An 18727-nucleotide genomic window follows, 5' to 3' on the forward strand; every position below is an offset into this window, starting at 1 on the left:
CGTCGGTCGCTGCGCCCTTCCCAAGCGGGGAGGGCGGTAGCAAGGTTCATTCGTCCAATCACCGCGTCGCCCACGAGACCGCCATGCAAATCAAACTCGCCAATCCCCGCGGCTTCTGCGCCGGCGTGGATCGCGCCATCGAGATCGTCAACCGTGCCCTCGATGTCTTCGGCCCGCCGATCTACGTGCGTCACGAGGTGGTGCACAACAAGTTCGTCGTGGACAACCTGCGCCAGCGCGGCGCCATCTTCGTCGAGGAACTCGATCAGGTGCCGGACAACGTCATCGTCATCTTCAGCGCCCACGGCGTTTCCCAGGCGGTCCGCAAGGAAGCCGAGGGGCGCGGCCTGAAGGTTTTCGACGCGACCTGTCCGCTGGTGACCAAGGTGCACATGGAAGTGGTGCGCTACAGCCGCGACGGCCACGAATGCGTGCTGATCGGGCATGAAGGGCACCCCGAGGTGGAAGGCACCATGGGCCAGTACGATGCCAGCAACGGTGGTGCCATCTACCTGGTGGAGGACGAGGCCGACGTCGCCGCGCTGGAGGTGCGCAAGCCCGAAGCCCTGCACTACGTGACCCAGACGACCCTGTCGATGGACGACACCTCGAAGGTCATCGATGCCCTGCGCGCCAAGTTCCCGCAGATCCAGGGACCGCGCAAGAACGACATCTGCTATGCCACCCAGAACCGCCAGGATGCCGTGAAGGAACTGGCCGACCAGTGCGACATGGTCCTGGTGGTGGGCAGCCCCAACAGTTCCAACTCCAACCGCCTGCGCGAACTCGCCGAGCGGATGGGCACGCCGGCCTACCTGATCGACGGCGCCGAGGACATGCAACGCGGCTGGTTCGACGGTGTGCGTCGCATCGGAATCACCGCAGGCGCTTCCGCGCCGGAAGTGCTGGTGCGCGGCGTGATCGCCCAGCTACGCGAGTGGGGGGCGTCGGAGGAGCAGGAACTGGAGGGGCGGGAGGAGAACATTACCTTCTCGATGCCCAAGGAACTGCGGGTCAAGGCTTTGTGAACCGTGCGCAATGAAAGAGCCCCTCTTGTAGAGGGGCTCTTTCGTTTCAGCGCCAGCAGTCGTTGACGGTGCTGTTGTTGCCGGTCTTGCCGGCTGCGCCGCGTTCGCCGAGCTGATTGAGGGTCAGCTTGCCGCAGGTCTTGTCGCGGGTCTGCGAGTTGATCGGCGTGGCGGTCAGGGTATAGGTGGTGCTGGTGGGCGTCGCTATGGTGAGATTGTACAGGTTGTTCGGCGAGTTGGCCGAACTCATGCCCAGCTTGGCCACGTCCTTGGTGTAGCCGACCCCGGGGTTCTGCGAGTAGTAGCGTTCCTGGCGCGCGGCCGCGTCCGAGAGCAGGGCCTGGCCCTCGGTGCGGTTGGAGCGGATCACGTAGTTCTGGTAACTGGGAATGGCGATGCCGAGGAGGATGCCGATCACCGCCACTACCACCACCATTTCCAGCAACGTGAAGCCCTTCTGTCTTGTCCTCATCGGGGCTGCTCCTCCCCGTCCTGGCGGGGCTGTTCTTTCTCGATCATCTCGGCCAGCTCCTGTTCGCTCATCTGTTTGTGAATGTAGATATCGGTGATGGTGGACCACGGCTGGCTGACGGTGCCAGAGTAGGACACCACGGAGCCCGGCTTGACCTGAAACAGGCTGGGCATGCCGTTCCTGACGGTGCTGTTGGGCAGGCGGTAGAGCCGGTGGTCGATGTCCACCAGGTTCTTCTCGACCTGGACTTCGAAGACCACGCCAGCGCCTTCGAAGGTCTGGGGATCTTCGGCCCAGCAGAGGCCGGGAACGGCCAGGGCCAGCAGCATAGGCAGCACTTTCATATCAGTTCTTTCCTTCGATGGGGCGCCAGTTCTGGCGGCCACGGGTGTTCGGACCGGGGTTCACGGTCAGGCATTCGCCCGAGGAGCAGACTTCCGGATTGCCCTGTTCGTTGGTGCTCAGCGTCAAGCCTCCCAGGCCTTTCTGCTCGGTACCGGATACCGCGACGTTCTGCTTGTTGTAGCTGTAGTCGGATTTCGAGTCCACGACGCCCTGGCGTGCCAGGTCGAACACGGTGAAGCTGGTGCGACCGCCGGTATAGGGATCGAGGCCATAGGTCCAGTTGCTGGCGCCGTCGGCACAGGGGTCATCGTTCGGGGTGATGGTTTGCAGCAGCACCACCTGGCCGATGGCGATCATGTCCTCGATCAGCATCTCGCCCTTCAGGGTGCCGTTGACCATGAAGTCCAGATACCAGCCGGACTGCTTGGTGCTGCCGTCATTGTTCAGCCAGTTGACCGGGTTCTGACTGGCGATGCGAATGGTGCGAGCGGTCGAGGCGAAGGTCGAGTCGGCCTGGAGGTCCAGGGTCTGCTGCTGCAGGTTGCCGCGCGTCAGTCGGGGTGTGCTGCCCGCGGCTTCGCCCTTGGTTTGCTGGTCCCAGATGCCGTAGAGCGTCTGGGCGCGGCTGGTATCGGCCCGGGCGTCGCTGTTCTCGAAGTACTTGCCGGTACCGAAGATCACGATGTAGCCCTTGCGTGTCGGATGGCGAACCAGCGAGGGCGCGGCGGTGATCGCTTGCGCCGCGCCGGCGGAGTCGACCGCCGAATAGAGCGGCTGGCCACCGAAAGACACCCTGAAGCTCGAGGCCACCGCCGGGCCGTCGTTGGCTCGGCTGAACGGATCGTCCTGGTTGACCTTGCCGGCGATCAGGTCGAAGCGCCAGAGGTTGCCTTGCAGGTCGCCGGCGTAGGCGTAGTCGGCTACGCCGTCGCTGTTGTTGTCTGCCAGGCGAGGGCTGGATAGACCGTTGGGTACGCCGGTCCTGCCGGTGACTTCCAGTTTGCGGGTGATGGCCCCGGTCTCCAGGTCGATGATCAGCAGCGCGGCCTTGTCGTTCAGGCTGGAATAACCGTTTCCGGTGACCACGGCCCACTTGCCGTTGTGCAGCCGGGCGACCGTGGGTTTGGGGAAGCTGTAGCCAAGGTCGGGCTCCTGGTCCACGCCGATTTCCCAGAGCAGCTTGATGTTGGCGGGGTCGGTCACGTCGAGGGCGAACAGACCCTTGCCGCCGGCGCGCAGGCTGCCGATCAGCACGGTATGCCAGGCGCCGCCGAAGAAGGCGTCGGCGACCACCGGCGAGCCGTCGACGTAGAACTGGTGGGCGCCGCCCTGGTAGCCGCGGGCGGTCAACTTGTGGAGCTTCTCGAAGACCGCGCTTGGGATGAAGGCGAAGGTCTCGTTACCGTCGGTATCGAAACCGTGCAGCATGCCGTCGTTGGCGCCGACGTATACCCGCGGGGCACGGGTTTTCTGTGCTTCTGCGAACGTGGAGTAGTTGCCGCTGGGCTCGATCGGCTGGGCCAGGTAGGTCAGGTACTGGGCCTTGCCGACCGTCGCCGGCGAGGAGTTGATGATATCGCCGAGGATCGAGTTGCGGGTGCGGAAGTTGTCGCTGTTCTCCTTGCTGCGATCGCCACGCAGGAAGGCCACTCGGTCCTGGCCCTTGGTGTCGGCGACATCGTTGCGGTCCGGATCGCGGTTCAACTGCCGCTGCTGGTCGGCGCTGAGGCTGCCCCAGGTGAACTCCTTGAGGCCCGAGGTACCGGATCCGGCCATCATGATCTTGCGGCCAGCTCCACCGTTGGGCATCGCGTCGAGGATACTCTGCGCGCTCCACAGCTTGGTCTGCACGGTGGCCTTGTCCTGGGTGGTCAGGCTGTAGCGGGTCAGGTCGCCAGCCCAGTTCTTGTCGCTGGCGAAGCTGGTCTGGTAGGCGAAGCGGGTCAGCTTGTCGCCAGTGTCGTCTTCCTGCAGGGACGAGCTGATGGCGGGGCGGGATGCCGGCAGGTCCTTGCCCGAAATTCGGTTGAGGATGTCCTGGAAGGCCGCGACCAGTTGGTCCGGCGAGTCGGCGCTGAAGAACTCGCCCCGGGAGTTCACTGCGGCGTGCCACAGGTCATAGACGTTGTTGCTATGGTTATTCGAAGCGTTCGGCCAGCTGAGGCGCCCGGCGGCGATTTCGTCATAGCCGCCGGAGTAGGTGGAACCCTCCCACTTCGGGCTGGTGAGGCTGGTGGTCAGGCCCAGGCCCAGGGTATAGGTCACCATGTGCTGCCAGGTCGCCGGATCGTTGCGCGGATTCCAGTACTCCGCCGAGGGATTGGCCTGGTCCGGGTAGGGAATGTACGGCTTGATATTGTCGTCGATATCCGGCCGGGCATCGGTGGCCCAGTAATGGAAGGCCTGGTCGGCCAGGGTATTGGACGCAGCATCCCTGTAAGGCGTCTGGCTGCTGTAGCTCTTGCCATCGGGGAGGCTACGACTCGTGCTGTCGGCATTGCCTACGCTGGCCGAGTCGTTGTTCCAAAGACCATCGGTCATCAGAATGTGATAGCTGCCACGGCAGCTGTATTCCGGCGAGGTCTGGGTACCAGGTCGATAGGCATAGGGGCCGTTGACGCCGGTCTTCTTGAGAAACTCCCCTGCTCGAGTCATGGCCTGACGCAGCGGAGTACCACCTCCGACCGACAGGTTCTCCAGCCAGTTGAAGAAGTTCACCCGATGTTGCCCGGTGAAGTCTCTCAGGTAGTTGTTGTAACAGTTACTGGAGCCACTGCCGATCAGGCACGAGGAACTGTTCAGTAGTTGCCAACTGATCCGGGCGTTTTCAGGCAGGCTGTAGAACGCCAGGTTAGCGGCGGTCTGGGTGGCCAGGGCGCGGGTACGATAGAAGGAGTACCAGTTGGCGAAGTTCTGCTGCTGGGCCGCGCCGCTGATTTCCACACGGGTGTAGCAACTCGAAGTGGTGAGGCTGCAACCGCGGCCCCCGCTGTATTGGTAGTAGAAGGCAGGAGCCCCGTACCAGTCGATGCTGGACTCGGTGCCTGCTCCCGATCCGCCCTGGTACTGCACCGTTGGCCTGTAGTCACGGGAAAGGTTTACCCGGCCTTCCTGAGTGAAACCGTTGCGCCATGCCGCGGTGAAGCTGGGCTTGGAATAGTCCTGCACCTGGATCTGGCCATTGGAAAGGGTCACCTTTTTCGGCAGCTTGTACTGGGTATTCGGGTCGAAGTACATCGGGTTGTAGCTGTTCGACGCGAAATAGACGTTGTTGCGGCTGTTGACCAGGCTATCCGGTGCATAGGCATAAGCCATACTGCCCGAGTCGTCGAGAGTCACCAGCATGTTCGGGGCGACGCCCTGGATCAGCATCAGCGGCTGCTGGCTGACCGACAGGGCGGCGGCGTGGGTGGTCTGGGCGGAGAGCAGGACGGCGCCGCTGAGCGCGGCTGCCAGCGAGGTCTTGCCGATCTGGTGGAGTACCGATTTCATGCGAGGCTCGATCAGTTGGTATAGAGACGGGCGAGAACGGTCTGCAGGACGGTTTCGCTGTTGGTCTGGTTGCGCGCGACGCTATTGGTCTCGTAGTAGAAGGTGCCGATGCCGCGCATCAGGTTGCCGTATTCGGGGCTTTCCGCTTCGTTGACCTGGCCGCCCGAGGGAATGGGCAGGTTGTTCCACTGCACGCTGTAGAGCGTGCCCGCGGTGGTCGCGCTGCTGATGTCGCTGCCGCGGTAACTCATCCAGGTATTGGCGATGCCCTTCAGCACGCCGACCGGATTCTGGTGGGTGTCCGCCAGCTTCAGGTTCAGCGCGGCGAGGTCCAGCAGGCAGGGGCGGGCCACGTTGTCGGCCGTACAACCGGTGCCGGGCTCCGGCGGACGCAGGGTGTTGACGAAGCGCCGCTCGCCTTCGCGGAGTCCGGACTCGGCGGCGTTCTGCAAGCGAGTCTGTTCGATGACGTTGCCGGTGATGCGGCTTTCCAGTACCACTTCGCGCATGCTCGAGACCGCCAGCAGGGTGACGATCACCAGGATCGCCAGGGCGATGACCAGCGTGGCGCCGCGCTGTTGTGCAGGGAAGTTGTTCATGGCACGAGATTCCTGAGTGTCTGGCTGCCCTTGGCGATCTGGTAGAGGCGGTCCTTGTCGTTGCCTTGCAGGCTGGTCTTGGACGAGGGGTAGAGCGTGATCCAATCGTCCAGGGTCTTGCTGTCGCCCTGGCGCAGGTTCTTGTCGCTGGCCATCAGCGCGGAGTAGCGCAGGGCACGCACCGGACGGTCGGCGATGTTGGCCTGTTCGACGAAGCTTTCCACCTCGCGTTTGCCGGCCATGGTCGGGCCGACGCCGTACTCGAGCTTGAAGTCGACCAGGCCGCTGACGATCTCCTGGCCTCTGTCCTTGAGGCTCTGCGCCGAGCAGGTAAGCGTTCCGGGAGCATCGGCGGTTGAGGGTATAAAGAGAATGCGGGCGATTATGGCGTCGGCAGTCCCGAATGGATCGCTGGGCGTGGTGATCGAATTGCCTTCGCAGTCGTAGGCCTCGCCGGGCGCCGGCTGGTAGCGGTAGCAGAAGCCGGCTTGGCCGGTCTTGGCTATCGCGGGCACCAGGGTGGCTCCGGCCTTGAACTCCTCGCAAAATGCGGACTTGGCCAGCGCTTTGAAGGCAAACTCGTTGGGATCGTCCGCACGCCGACGGAAACCCACCTTGGCCAGTTGCTGGTCCAGGAACATCATGGCGAAGCGTCCGTTTTCCTGGTTGCCTGCCTGGCCTTGCTGGAACAGGTAGTTGCGCTTGTTGTCCAGGTAGATCTGGGTAATCCCGAGAATCAGGAAGCTGCTGATGGCGAGGGCCACCAGTAGTTCGATCATGGACAGGCCCGATTGCCGTCGGGAGCGGTTGTTCATGCTCATGGCTCGACCCTGAGGGTGTAGTAGCAGAGGGATGTGTCGGCGCTGCTGTCGGCGGCGTTGACGCAGGCGCCTTGCTTGCCGCGCCAGGCCAGGCGGATTTCCAGCATGGAGCCCTTGCCGTCGCAGTCGCCCGGCTTCGAGCTGCGGCAGATGTAGTAGTCGCTCTTCAGCAGGTCGCCAGCGCCTGGCAGTTCGTTCTTCACCTGTTCCGCCCAGCATCCCAGGCGGTCTTTGATCGCGTCGGGCAATGGCGTGCAGGAGGACGGCGCGGTGGGGAACGCCGACCCCTTGGCCTTGAAGAAGTCGGATTGCGTGGCCATCTGGTCCTTGACGTCGTACAGCGCCTTCGGGCTCGCCCGCATGCTTTCCAGCAGGTTGCTGCCGAGCATGGCTGCCTTGTTGCGCTCGACCGAGTCGGCGGTGTACTGGATGGTCTTGCCCTGCATGGCGATCATGCCCAGCACGCCGATGCTGATCAGCAGCAGGGCGACCAGCACTTCGATCATGCTGAAGCCGGATTGGTACAGCGGCTTGTGCCGCGATTTCAATAGCATGACTGGGGCGCCTTGGAGGAAGGTTCGAGTTGGATCCGGCCGGCCTGGCTGATGCTCAGCACGCGGCCGCCGTCGGTCTTGCCGTTCTGGCAGATGGCGAAGGTTCGTTCCGTTGGCGGTACGAGGGTACCGTTGGCCGTGAAGGTCAGATGTTCCACGGCGCTCTTTTCCTTCGCTGTCAGCGTGGCGGCACGGAAGCCGTCGTGCTTGCGCAGGGGCGCGGCGATCGAGCCGGAGGCCAGGACACCTATGCTCAGGCCCTTGCCCCAGTCCTTGTCCTTCAGCGCCTGGATGCTGATCGCGCGCCTCTGGGACACGGCTTCGCTGCGAGCGTACTGCAGCATCGCATTGAGTTCCTCGGCGGCGCTCTGCAGTTCGTTGCGTTCTGTCAGCTGCTTGAAGTTCGGAATGGCGAAGCTCGCCATGATGGCCAGCAGGACGACGATGATCAGCAACTCGATCAGGGTGAAGCCGGTCGAGTTGGAACGATATGACATGCGGTTGCTCCAGGGGGTCTACGCCTGGAAAGCATGCCAAACGGGCCTGGGAGCGTCTTGCGGTCGTTGACGGTCGGCCCGTGGGGCAGGACAACTGGTCCATGATCATCCGGAAGTGCTGCATAGCTCACGTTTCTCTCGGTTCTCCCTGGCGCTCGCGGTACGGAGCCGGCCCTGCCGGTTGAGGATCAGTTGCCAGGCAACGGTATGCCTTCCGCAGAGCAGAAACCGCCCGTTGTGAATGTTGAGCTGGCCGCTGGGGAGGAACCTGAGGCGGTTCGAACGGTTCCAGCGGAGCCTTTCCTTCTTTGCAAGCGCGCGTCCCACGAGAAGCCGTTCCCCACCGTCTTCCGCAAGCAGCCAGCCCTCTCCCCAGTCGTTGCCGCAGTGACGGCCATCGGTCGACGGACAGAGCGTCACCGGGCGCTGGTAGGCGACGGCATGCGCTCTGCCCAGCTGGATGCTCGCGCTCAGCTCGTGCAACACGCTTCGCTGGCGACTGCCGTCCAGCCAGGCTGCCATCCCGGGCAGCGCCAGGCTTCCCAGTATCCCCAGCAGAGCCAGCGCAAACAGCAGCTCGGTGAGCGTGAACGCTCTCTGCGACCTTTCGACCATGGCAGGCGGTCCTTTTGCTCGTATCATTCCGCGACGGTCGTATCTCGCCGGATTTTCCCCGTTGCCTCAATCAGCTGCGGGATGAGGCGTATGACCGACTTTTCTGCAACCCCTGTGTGATCGTGGAGGCCCTGGTGTCGGAAAGAGTTGTGGTAGTGGGCGCTGGCGTCATCGGCCTGTTGACCGCCCGGGAGCTGGCGCTCGCCGGACTGCGGGTGACCCTGGTGGAGCGGGGCGAGAGTGGGCGTGAGGCATCCTGGGCGGGAGGCGGGATCGTCTCGCCGCTCTATCCGTGGCGCTACAGCCCGGCGGTGACCGCCCTGGCGCACTGGTCGCAGGACTTCTACCCGGCCCTGGGGCAGCGTTTGCTCGACGAGACCGGGCTCGATCCCGAGGTCCATACCGTTGGCCTGTACTGGCTGGACCTGGACGACCAGACCGAGGCACTGCAGTGGGCACGCAAGCACACTCGGCCGTTGAGGGACGTGCCGATCGAGGAGGCCTACGCGGCGGTGCCCGGGCTGGGCGCCGGCTTCCAGCGGGCGGTCTACATGTCGGGCGTGGCCAATGTGCGCAATCCTCGCCTGGCGCGCTCATTGCGGGCATCCCTGCAACAATTCGCCAATCTCGAACTGCATGAACAGACGGAGGTGCGCGGCTGGTTGCGCGACGGCGATCGAGTGGTCGGCGTGGCGACCTCGCGTGGCGAGATTCGTGGCGACAAGGTGCTGCTGGCGGCGGGCGCCTGGAGCGGCGAGTTGTTGAAGCCGCTTGGCCTGGAACTGCCCGTGGTACCGGTGAAAGGGCAGATGATCCTCTACAAGTGCGCGGCGGATTTCCTGCCGCGCATGGTGCTGGCCAAGGGGCGCTACGCGATTCCGCGGCGCGACGGCCACATCCTGATCGGCAGCACCTTGGAACATTCGGGCTTCGACAAGACGCCGACCGACGAGGCGCTGGAAAGCCTCAGGGCGTCTGCGGCAGAACTGTTGCCGGAACTGGCGGACATGCAGCCGGTGGCCCACTGGGCAGGGTTGCGCCCGGGCTCTCCCGAAGGCATCCCCTATATCGGTCCGGTGCCTGGCTTCGACGGGCTCTGGCTGAATACCGGGCACTACCGCAACGGGCTGGTCCTGGCACCGGCGTCGTGCCGTCTGCTGGCGGATCTCATGAGCGGGCGGGAAGCGATCATCGACCCGGTCCCCTACGCCCCGGCTGGTCGCCTCTGAGGAGCGAAAACCAAAAGGCCTGTCTTCGGACAGGCCTTTTCACTTTCAGTCGATGCCCAGCTTTTTCAGGCGGTAGCGCATCGAGCGGAACGTCAGGCCCAGGCGCTGGGCCGCGGCGGTGCGGTTCCAGCGGGTCTCCTCGAGCGCCTGCATGATCAGCTTGCGCTCGATATCTTCCAGGTAGTCCTCGAGGTTGTCGATTTCGCTCAGGCTCGCCGCGCCTTCCTGGCTGGCACCCGGCGCATCGGCCAGGCGCAGGTCGTGAGGCTGGATCTGGTCGTCTTCGCACAGGGTATAGGCGCGCTCCAGCATGTTTTCCAGCTCGCGGACGTTGCCCGGGAAGCGGTAGTTCTTCAGCTTCTCCTGTGCGTCGCCGGTCAGCCTGGCGGCCGGCAGGCCGGTGTCGCCGGCCAGGCGCTTGAGGATGCGATCGGCGAGCAGCGGGATGTCCTCGCGGCGTTCGCGCAGCGGCGGTACGCGCAGCTCGATGACGTTGAGGCGGTAGTAGAGGTCCTGGCGGAAGCGCCCGGCGCCGACTTCGGCGGCGAGGTCCTTGTGGGTGGCGCAGAGGATGCGCACGTCGACGGCGACCTCCTGCTGGCCGCCGACCGCGCGCACGGCCTTTTCCTGGATCGCCCGGAGCAGTTTGACCTGCATGGCCATCGGCAGGTCGGCGACTTCGTCGAGGAACAGGGTGCCGCCGCTGGCGGCCTGGAACAGGCCCTGCTTGTCTTCGATAGCGCCAGTGAAGCTGCCTTTCTTGTGGCCGAAGAACTCGCTTTCCATCAGTTCGGAGGGAATCGCGCCGCAGTTCACCGGCACGAACGGCCGCTCGATACGTGGCCCCTGCTCGTGGATCAGGCGCGCCACCAGCTCCTTGCCGCTACCGGACTCGCCACTGATGTAGACCGGCGCCTGGCTGCGCGCCAGCTTGCCGATCTGGTTGCGCAGGGCGCGCATCGGCGGCGACTCGCCGAGCAGGCGGTTGTCCACCGGCGCTTCCTCGGCTTCCGGGTTGCGCAAGCGCAGGGCGGTTGCCACCAGCTCCCGCAAGCGACCGAGGTCGACCGGTTTGGTGAGGAAGTCGAAGGCACCGGCCTTGAGCGCCTGGATCGCGGTGTCCAGGCTGCCGTACGCGGTGATCATGGCCACCGGGGTCTGTGGATGGCGCTGCTGGATGTACTGGACCAGATCGAGGCCGCTGCCGTCCGGCAGGCGCATGTCGGTGAGGCACAGGTCGAACGGCTCGCGGGCCAGCAACTCGCGGGCTTCCTTGACGTTGCGGGCGCTGCGGGTGTCCAGCTTCATGCGGCCGAGAGTGATTTCCAGCAGTTCGCGGATATCCGGTTCATCGTCGACGATCAGGGCTTTTTGTCGGCTCATGCGTGCGGCTTCCGTCAGCTGAGTTTGCGCGGGTGGGCGAAGGTGATGCGGAAGCAGCCGCCGCCTTCCTCGCGATTGCGGTAGTCGATCCGTGCCTGGTTGCTCTCGCAGAGCTCGCGGGAGAGATAGAGGCCCAGGCCGGTGCCTTTGCTTTCTGTAGTAAAGAAGGGTTCGAACAGGTTGTTCAGTTTGTCCGCCGGTACGCCGGGACCGTCGTCGATGACTTCCAGCACCGGCAGGTCGCTCTCCGGGTCGCGCGCGAGGCTCAGCCAGACCTGGCCGCGCCCGTGCGCCTGGGCGCTGTAGCGAAGACCGTTCTGCACCAGGTTGCTCAGCACCTGGTTCAACTGGTGTGGGTCCATGCGGGTCTGGATGTCGCCGGCACCGAGCTGCAGGTGCAGTTGGCTGTCGTTGCGCAGCCTGCCGGGGTATTCGTCGACGAACCGCTGAAGCCACTCCTTCAGGTCGAGCTGCTGCGGTTCGGCCTGGCGGCGACGGGAGAGCTGCAGGACGTTCTCGATGACCAGGTTCATCCGCTTCGACTGGTCCTGGATGATCTGCGTCAGGCGTCGGTCCGGGGCATCCAGTTCCTCTGACTCCTGCAGCAGTTGGGCGGCGTGGCTGATCGCGCCCAGCGGGTTGCGGATCTCATGGGCGATGCCGGCGGTCAGGCGGCCGAGACCGGCCAGCTTCATCTGCTGCGCCTGCTGGGCGATCTGCGAAATGTCTTCGAGGAAGATCAGCACGTGCTGGTCGTCTTCGCGGTTGAGGCTGATAAAGCTGGGTTGCACCGTCGGGCCATCCGGCACCACCTTGAGCGTCGGCGGACGGAGGCTGGGATTCAGGCGCCATTGCTTCATGCAGTGCATCAGCATCGGGCTGTGGCGGCCCAGGCTGGCGCCCTGCACGTCGTCCTGCCTGAGCAGGCCGAGGGCGGCCTGGTTGGCGAGGAGGATGGCCTGACGGCTATCGACCACGAGGATGCCGGTGCGCATGCGCTGCAGGATCAATGCGTTGAGTTCCTCCAGGTTGGCGACCGTCTCGGCGCGTTCTTCGGCCAGCGTTTCGGTCTGCTCCTGGCGCCGCACCAGAGCCTGGATCACCAGCGCGGCGGCGAAGCACAGGGTGCCGAGGCCGCCGGCCTGGACGTAGTGGTTGGTGGCGTCCGGACTGCTCAGGCTGAGGAAGAAAGTCAGGTAGAGCAGGCCGAGGCTGGCCGCCGCCGCGATGACCAGGCCGATGCGCCCGCGCAGCAGGATGTTGGCAATGGCCACCGCCACCACCAGCAGGCTGCCGATGCCGCTGGGTACGCCGCCACCTGCGTAGAACAGGCCGCAAAGCATCAGTACGTCGGTGAGCGCGAGGATGAAGATCGGCAGCAATTGCCGTGACGGCGGCAGGAACAGCGCGACCAGGATGTTGAAGACCAGGTAGCACCAACTGCCGACATGGAACAGTTCAGGGTGGACGAGCTTGAGGACCTGATCTTCCAGTTCGCTGGAGATCAGCAGGACCAGTACCAGGCCGATGGTCAGGCGGTACAGGTGGTACAGACGGAGGATGCGTTGCCCCTGCTCCTCGCTCAGCCGTAGCCGTTCAGCGCGCACGGTCGCCCTGGTCCTGGCGCAGGTGCGCCTGGCTGCAATACCAGCGTTGTTCGTGGGCGAGGGCGTTGGCCTGCGGCACGTGGACTCCGCAATGGGCGCAGCGGACCATCGGCGATGCGCTCGGCTCGTCCTGCGGACGTTGCTGCTGGCGCGGAGTGGGACGGGTAAAGCGACGCCAGAGCCAGAACGCGATGGCGATCAGGGCGATCCAGAACAGGAGGCGGAAAAGGCCCATGGTGATCTCGGAGGCTGGAGAAAGCTGCAGTTTAGCCAAGCCGCCGGCTCGATCCCAGCCGGGAAGGTCCAGGCTGTGCGGCGTTTGGCGCTGGGAGAGGCATGGCGGCGGGCAAAAAGAAGGGAGGCCTGCGCCTCCCTTCGGTGTTTCGTGCGATCAGTCGAAGAGACCGAAGGTCATGTAGCTCCACCAGGAGCGGCCGGAGTCTTCGTCGTCATCGCTCTCCGGCTTCTCGTCGTCGGCGCTGTGATCCTGGTTTTCCGGCTTCAGTTCGGCGGGGATCTCCCGCTCGGCATCCTCGTACTGCTTGATCACGTCCTTGGCGGCCTGGGTTTCCATGTGCGGCGGCGGCTCGCCGCCTTCGATCAGGCCCAGGGTGGCCTTGGCCAGCCAGGAGCGGGTGTCGGCCTCGCTTTCGCGGGCGACGAACTCGCCATCCTTGAGGCTGGCGTTATCCGGATAGTTGAGCTTGAGGGTTTCCAGGCTGGTGCTGGCCAGGTCGTCGAGACCCAGGCGACGGTAGGCTTCGACCATGATCGCCAGGCCATCGCCGACGGCCGGGGTTTCCTGGAAGTTCTCTACCACGTAGCGACCGCGGTTGGCGGCGGCGACATAGGCCTGGCGCTTCAGGTAGTAGTGGCCGACGTGCACTTCGTAGGCCGCCAGCAGGTTGCGCAGGTACACCATGCGCGCCTTGGCGTCCGGGGCGTAGCGGCTGTTGGGGAAGCGGCTGGTGAGCTGGGCGAACTCGTTGAAGGAGTCGCGGGCGGCGCCCGGGTCGCGCTTGGTCATGTCCAGCGGCAGGAAGCGCGCCAGCAGGCCGCGGTCCTGGTCGAAGGAGGACAGGCCCTTGAGGTAGTAGGCGTAGTCGACGTTGGGGTGCTGCGGATGCAGGCGGATGAAGCGTTCGGCGGCGGCGCGGGCGGCTTCGGGCTCCATGTTCTTGTAGTTGGCGTAGATCAGCTCGAGCTGGGCCTGCTCGGCGTAGCGGCCGAAGGGATAGCGCGATTCGAGGGCTTTCAGCTTGGTGACGGCGCTGTTGTAGCTCTTGTTGTTGAGGTCGTCCTGCGCCTGCTGGTACAGCTGGCTCTCGCTCAGGTTCTCGTCGACAGTCTCCTTGTTCGAGGAGCAGGCTGCGGTGAGGGCGAGGATGGCGATCAGCAGCAGGTGTTTCACTTGCATGGCGGCTTGCGTCCCTGGGACGGTCGGCTTGGCCTCAACCGTCTGTTATGATTGGCGCCCCAGGCACCCCCTGGGACAAAGACCCCGTATTTAACCACAGCGCGTAGCCGATTCCAAAAGCCGCGCTGAGCATCGTCTCCTACTCATGTCCGATATGATTCAACGCGCGGCCGAGGTGCCGTTCGAGCTGGGTGGCCAGCGTCTCGACCAGATCGCCGCCCAGCTTTTTCCCGAACACTCCCGCTCCCGTCTGGCCGGCTGGATCAAGGACGGACGCCTGACCGTCGACGGCGCCGTGCTGCGCCCGCGCGACATCGTCCACAGCGGCGCGCAACTGGTCCTGGAGGCCGAGCAGGAAGCCCAGGGCGAGTGGCTCGCACAGGACATCGAGCTGGAAATCGTCTACGAGGACGAGCACATCCTGGTGATCGACAAGCCCGCCGGCCTGGTGGTCCATCCGGCTGCCGGCCATCAGGACGGCACCCTGCTGAATGCCTTGCTCTACCATGTCCCGGACATCGCCAATGTGCCGCGCGCCGGGATCGTCCACCGCCTGGACAAGGACACGACCGGCCTGATGGTGGTGGCCAAGACGCTGGAGGCCCACACCAAGCTGGTGGCGCAACTGCAGGCACGGTCGGTCAGCCGCATCTACGAGGCGATCGTGATCGGCGTGATCACCTCCGGCGGCACCATCGATGCGCCGATCGGACGGCATGGCGTGCAGCGGCAGAAGATGGCGGTGGTCGACGCCGGCAAGGTGGCGGTCAGCCATTACCGCGTGCTGGAACGCTTCCGTGCGCACACCCATACCCGGGTCAAGCTGGAGACCGGGCGTACCCACCAGATCCGCGTGCACATGAGCCATATCGGCTATCCCCTGGTCGGCGATCCGGTCTACGGTGGGCGCTTCAGGATTCCCCCGGTGGCCAGCCAGACCCTGGTCCAGACTCTTCGCGAGTTCCCCCGGCAGGCGCTGCACGCGCGCTTCCTCGAACTGGATCACCCGGCCACCGGCGTGCGCATGAAGTGGGAGTCGCCGCTGCCGGAAGACTTCCTCTGGCTGCTCAGCCTGTTGCGCCAGGATCGCGAGGCGTTCGTCGGATGAACGCCTGGCTGACCCCCGACTGGCCGGCGCCGGCCCGTGTGCGGGCCTGCGTGACCACGCGCAGTGGCGGGGTCAGCCAGGCACCCTTCGACAGTCTGAACCTTGGCGCCCACGTCGACGACGATCCGCGCGCCGTGGAAGAAAACCGCCGACGCCTGACCGAGCGTCTGGAATGCCGGCCGAGCTGGTTGGACCAGGTGCACGGAGTGACGGTGGTGGAGGCCGACCCGAGCCGGGTGCTCAGGGCCGACGCCAGCTGGAGCGCGATGCCGGGCGTCGCCTGTACGATCATGACCGCCGACTGCCTGCCGGCGTTGTTCTGCGACCGCTCGGGCACCCGCGTGGCCGCGGCCCATGCCGGCTGGCGCGGGCTGGCGGCGGGCGTGCTGGAGGCGACGGTGGACAGCCTGGGCGTGCCCGGCGACGAACTGCTGGTCTGGCTGGGGCCGGCGATCGGCCCGCTGGCCTTCGAGGTCGGCGGCGAGGTCCGCGATGCATTCGTCGCTGCGCACGCCGAGGCGCGCTCGGCTTTCGTACCTAGCGCCAATCCGGGCCGCTTCATGGCCGACATCTACCGACTCGCGCGGATCCGCCTGGGCGCCCATGGCGTCACCGCCGTGCATGGCGGTGGCTTCTGCACCTTCAGCGATACCGCGCGCTTCTATTCCTACCGCCGCTCGTCGCGTACCGGCCGTTTTGCCAGCCTGGTCTGGCTCCAGGACTAGGCCCGCGCAGGTTATCCGGCGGCAACTGACCGATGTCACGGCCCGGTCGCTTGAACCGCGGAAAATCGCCCTTATCTACTGAGTCATCTCGGCGGGCTTTTCTTCATCAGGGACACCCATCGTTCCGGCCCGCTCTATAGAAGGAAGGACGACCCATGCGAATAGACCGTTTGACCAGCAAGCTGCAACTGGCGCTCTCCGACGCCCAGTCCCTGGCCGTTGGCCATGACCATCCGGCCATCGAGCCGGTGCACCTGCTTTCCGCCCTGCTCGAGCAGCAAGGCGGTTCGATCAAGCCCCTGCTGATGCAGGTCGGCTTCGATATCGCCGCCCTGCGCAGCGGCCTCAACAAAGAACTCGACGCGCTGCCGAAGATCCAGAGCCCGACCGGCGACGTGAACCTGTCCCAGGATCTCGCACGCCTGCTCAACCAGGCTGACCGCCTGGCCCAGCAGAAGGGCGACCAGTTCATCTCCAGCGAGCTGGTATTGCTGGCCGCGATGGACGAGAACACCAGGCTCGGCAAGCTGCTGCTCGGCCAGGGCGTGTCGCGCAAGGCGCTGGAGAATGCCGTGGCCAACCTGCGCGGCGGCGAAGCGGTGAACGACCCGAACGTCGAGGAGTCGCGCCAGGCGCTGGACAAGTACACCGTCGACATGACCAAGCGCGCCGAGGAAGGCAAGCTCGACCCGGTGATCGGTCGCGACGACGAGATCCGCCGGACCATCCAGGTCCTGCAGCGGCGGACCAAGAACAACCCGGTGCTGATCGGCGAACCCGGCGTCGGCAAGACCGCCATCGTCGAGGGCCTGGCCCAGCGCATCATCAACGGCGAAGTGCCGGACGGCCTCAAGGACAAGCGCCTGCTGGCCCTGGACATGGGAGCGCTGATCGCCGGCGCCAAGTTCCGCGGCGAGTTCGAGGAACGCCTGAAGGCGGTCCTCAACGAACTGGGCAAGCAGGAAGGTCGGGTCATCCTGTTCATCGACGAACTGCACACCATGGTCGGCGCCGGCAAGGCGGAAGGCGCCATGGACGCCGGCAACATGCTCAAGCCGGCTCTGGCGCGCGGCGAGCTGCACTGCGTCGGTGCTACTACCCTCGACGAGTATCGCCAGTACATCGAGAAGGATGCTGCGCTGGAGCGCCGCTTCCAGAAGGTGCTGGTGGACGAGCCGAGCGAGGAAGACACCATCGCCATCCTCCGTGGCCTCAAGGAACGCTATGAAGTGCACCATGGGGTGAGCATCACCGACGGCGCGATCATCGCTGCGGCCAAGCTGTCGCACCGCTACATCACCGATCGGCAACTGCCGGACAAGGCCATCGACCTGATCGACGAGGCCGCCAGCCGCATCCGCATGGAGATCGACTCCAAGCCGGAGGAACTGGATCGTCTCGACCGTCGCCTGATCCAGCTGAAGATCGAGCGCGAGGCGCTGAAGAAGGAAGACGACGAAGCCACCAGGAAGCGCCTGGCCAAGCTGGAGGAGGATATCGTCAAGCTCGAGCGCGAATACGCCGACCTCGAGGAGATCTGGAAGTCCGAGAAGGCCGAGGTGCAGGGCTCGGCGCAGATCCAGCAGAAGATCGAGCAGGCCAAGCAGGAGATGGAGGCGGCGCGGCGCAAGGGCGACCTCGAGAGCATGGCGCGCATCCAGTACCAGACCATCCCGGACCTGGAACGCAGCCTGCAGATGGTCGACCAGCACGGCAAGACCGAGAACCAGTTGCTGCGCAACAAGGTGACCGACGAGGAAATCGCCGAAGTGGTTTCCAAGTGGACCGGTATCCCGGTGTCGAAGATGCTCGAGGGCGAGCGCGAGAAGCTGCTGCGCATGGAGCAGGAGCTGCATCGGCGAGTGATCGGCCAGGACGAGGCGGTAGTCGCCGTGTCCAACGCCGTGCGCCGTTCGCGCGCCGGCCTCGCCGATCCGAACCGGCCGAGCGGCTCGTTCCTCTTCCTCGGCCCGACCGGGGTGGGCAAGACCGAGTTGTGCAAGGCGCTGGCCGAGTTCCTCTTCGATACCGAGGAGGCGCTGGTGCGGATCGATATGTCCGAGTTCATGGAGAAACACTCGGTGGCCCGCCTGATCGGCGCGCCTCCGGGCTACGTCGGCTTCGAGGAAGGCGGCTACCTGACCGAGGCGATCCGCCGCAAGCCTTACTCGGTGGTGCTGCTGGACGAGGTGGAGAAGGCCCATCCGGATGTATTCAACATTCTCCTCCAGGTGCTCGAGGACGGACGCCTGACCGACAGTCACGGGCGTACGGTGGACTTCCGCAACACCGTGGTGGTGATGACCTCCAACCTCGGTTCGGCACAGATCCAGGAGCTGGCCGGCGACCGCGAGGCGCAACGTGCCGCAGTGATGGACGCGGTCAATGCGCACTTCCGTCCGGAATTCATCAACCGGATCGACGAAGTGGTGGTATTCGAGCCGCTGGCTCGCGAGCAGATCGCCGGCATCGCCGAGATCCAGCTCGGTCGCCTGCGCAAGCGCCTGGCCGAGCGCGAGCTGAGCCTGGAACTGAGCCAGGAGGCGCTGGACAAGCTGATCGCCGTCGGCTTCGACCCGGTCTATGGCGCACGCCCGCTGAAGCGGGCCATCCAGCGCTGGATCGAGAACCCGCTGGCGCAACTGATCCTGGCCGGCAAATTCGCGCCGGGTGCCAGTATCTCGGCGAAGTTGGAAGGAGACGAGATCGTCTTCGCCTGACCTCTTCGTGGACGGACAGGGAAAGCCCCGCTTCGGCGGGGCTTTTTCATGGGCGTCCGGTGGGAGTGAGAGCGCTGCCGCATGCAGTGGAAGGGCCGTTTTGCCGCTCGTGGAA

17 protein-coding genes are annotated in these 18727 nt (G+C 65.0%); 5 read left to right on the forward strand and 12 right to left on the reverse strand.

Features of this window, described 5'->3' with window-relative positions; genetic code table 11:
- Positions 1-83: 83 nt before the first annotated feature.
- The gene (gene ispH, locus JHD77_RS25215; RefSeq protein WP_003094724.1) at positions 84-1028 is read left to right on the forward strand and encodes a 4-hydroxy-3-methylbut-2-enyl diphosphate reductase; all 945 of its coding nucleotides are present in this window, start codon (positions 84-86) and stop codon (positions 1026-1028) included.
- 46 nt (positions 1029-1074) lie between these two features.
- On the opposite strand, the gene pilE is transcribed toward ispH, so the two are convergent.
- The 8 genes from pilE to JHD77_RS25255 form a co-directional block, all read right to left on the reverse strand.
- Positions 1075-1500 carry a type 4a pilus minor pilin PilE gene (gene pilE / locus JHD77_RS25220; RefSeq protein WP_003094721.1) on the reverse strand — a complete coding sequence of 142 codons (426 nt, stop codon included), beginning with the start codon at positions 1498-1500 and terminating at the stop codon, positions 1075-1077.
- Positions 1497-1844 (reverse strand): type 4a fimbrial biogenesis protein PilY2, encoded by a 348-nt coding sequence (gene pilY2 / locus JHD77_RS25225; protein ID WP_003102609.1) that lies wholly within the window; start codon positions 1842-1844, stop codon positions 1497-1499. Before pilY2 ends, pilE begins: the two co-directional genes overlap by 4 nt.
- Position 1845: 1 nt before the next feature.
- Positions 1846-5337, reverse strand: a complete 3492-nt coding sequence (gene pilY1, locus JHD77_RS25230) for a type 4a pilus biogenesis protein PilY1 (RefSeq protein WP_003102607.1) — start codon at positions 5335-5337, stop codon at positions 1846-1848.
- A gap of 11 nt (positions 5338-5348) precedes the next feature.
- Positions 5349-5936 carry a type 4a pilus minor pilin PilX gene (gene pilX, locus JHD77_RS25235; RefSeq protein ID WP_003112826.1) on the reverse strand — a complete coding sequence of 196 codons (588 nt, stop codon included), beginning with the start codon at positions 5934-5936 and terminating at the stop codon, positions 5349-5351.
- Positions 5933-6757 carry a type 4a pilus minor pilin PilW gene (gene pilW, locus JHD77_RS25240; protein WP_023114841.1) on the reverse strand — a complete coding sequence of 275 codons (825 nt, stop codon included), beginning with the start codon at positions 6755-6757 and terminating at the stop codon, positions 5933-5935. The genes pilX and pilW overlap by 4 nt, the downstream gene beginning before the upstream one ends.
- Positions 6754-7311, reverse strand: a complete 558-nt coding sequence (gene pilV / locus JHD77_RS25245; RefSeq protein ID WP_003094697.1) for a type 4a pilus minor pilin PilV — start codon at positions 7309-7311, stop codon at positions 6754-6756. The genes pilW and pilV overlap by 4 nt, the downstream gene beginning before the upstream one ends.
- Positions 7302-7808, reverse strand: a complete 507-nt coding sequence (locus JHD77_RS25250; protein ID WP_003102598.1) for a GspH/FimT family pseudopilin — start codon at positions 7806-7808, stop codon at positions 7302-7304. The genes pilV and JHD77_RS25250 overlap by 10 nt, the downstream gene beginning before the upstream one ends.
- Before the next feature lie 105 nt (positions 7809-7913).
- Positions 7914-8423 carry a GspH/FimT family pseudopilin gene (locus tag JHD77_RS25255; RefSeq protein WP_023088572.1) on the reverse strand — a complete coding sequence of 170 codons (510 nt, stop codon included), beginning with the start codon at positions 8421-8423 and terminating at the stop codon, positions 7914-7916.
- A 134-nt stretch (positions 8424-8557) separates the two neighbouring features.
- On the opposite strand from JHD77_RS25255, the gene thiO reads away from it, so the two are divergent.
- The gene (gene thiO / locus JHD77_RS25260) at positions 8558-9652 is read left to right on the forward strand and encodes a glycine oxidase ThiO (protein ID WP_191519341.1); all 1095 of its coding nucleotides are present in this window, start codon (positions 8558-8560) and stop codon (positions 9650-9652) included.
- Positions 9653-9697: 45 nt separating this feature from the next.
- On the opposite strand, the gene pilR is transcribed toward thiO, so the two are convergent.
- From pilR to JHD77_RS25280, 4 genes are all read right to left on the reverse strand, one after another.
- Positions 9698-11035 carry a two-component system response regulator PilR gene (gene pilR, locus JHD77_RS25265; protein ID WP_003110427.1) on the reverse strand — a complete coding sequence of 446 codons (1338 nt, stop codon included), beginning with the start codon at positions 11033-11035 and terminating at the stop codon, positions 9698-9700.
- Positions 11036-11049: 14 nt separating this feature from the next.
- Positions 11050-12642, reverse strand: coding sequence for a two-component system sensor histidine kinase PilS (gene pilS / locus JHD77_RS25270; RefSeq protein WP_003094692.1), 1593 nt, complete (start codon positions 12640-12642; stop codon positions 11050-11052).
- A complete protein-coding gene (locus JHD77_RS25275) occupies positions 12632-12877 on the reverse strand; it encodes a PP0621 family protein (RefSeq protein ID WP_003102591.1) in 246 nt (81 codons plus the stop codon). Before JHD77_RS25275 ends, pilS begins: the two co-directional genes overlap by 11 nt.
- 156 nt (positions 12878-13033) lie before the next feature.
- Positions 13034-14059 (reverse strand): outer membrane protein assembly factor BamD, encoded by a 1026-nt coding sequence (locus JHD77_RS25280; protein ID WP_003102590.1) that lies wholly within the window; start codon positions 14057-14059, stop codon positions 13034-13036.
- A gap of 145 nt (positions 14060-14204) precedes the next feature.
- On the opposite strand from JHD77_RS25280, the gene rluD reads away from it, so the two are divergent.
- The 3 genes from rluD to clpB all read left to right on the forward strand — a co-directional run bounded on the left by rluD (position 14205) and on the right by clpB (position 18612).
- Complete coding sequence (gene rluD, locus JHD77_RS25285) at positions 14205-15167, forward strand: 23S rRNA pseudouridine(1911/1915/1917) synthase RluD (protein ID WP_003094686.1); 963 nt, start codon at positions 14205-14207, stop codon at positions 15165-15167.
- Positions 15164-15892: a peptidoglycan editing factor PgeF gene (pgeF, locus tag JHD77_RS25290; protein WP_003116257.1), complete on the forward strand. Its 729-nt coding sequence runs from the start codon at positions 15164-15166 to the stop codon at positions 15890-15892. Before rluD ends, pgeF begins: the two co-directional genes overlap by 4 nt.
- A 155-nt stretch (positions 15893-16047) precedes the next feature.
- Positions 16048-18612, forward strand: coding sequence for an ATP-dependent chaperone ClpB (clpB, locus tag JHD77_RS25295; RefSeq protein WP_003145976.1), 2565 nt, complete (start codon positions 16048-16050; stop codon positions 18610-18612).
- The last annotated feature ends 115 nt before the right edge of the window (positions 18613-18727 follow it).

Source organism: Pseudomonas sp. P20, from assembly GCF_016463925.1.
GTDB lineage: Bacteria > Pseudomonadota > Gammaproteobacteria > Pseudomonadales > Pseudomonadaceae > Pseudomonas > Pseudomonas aeruginosa.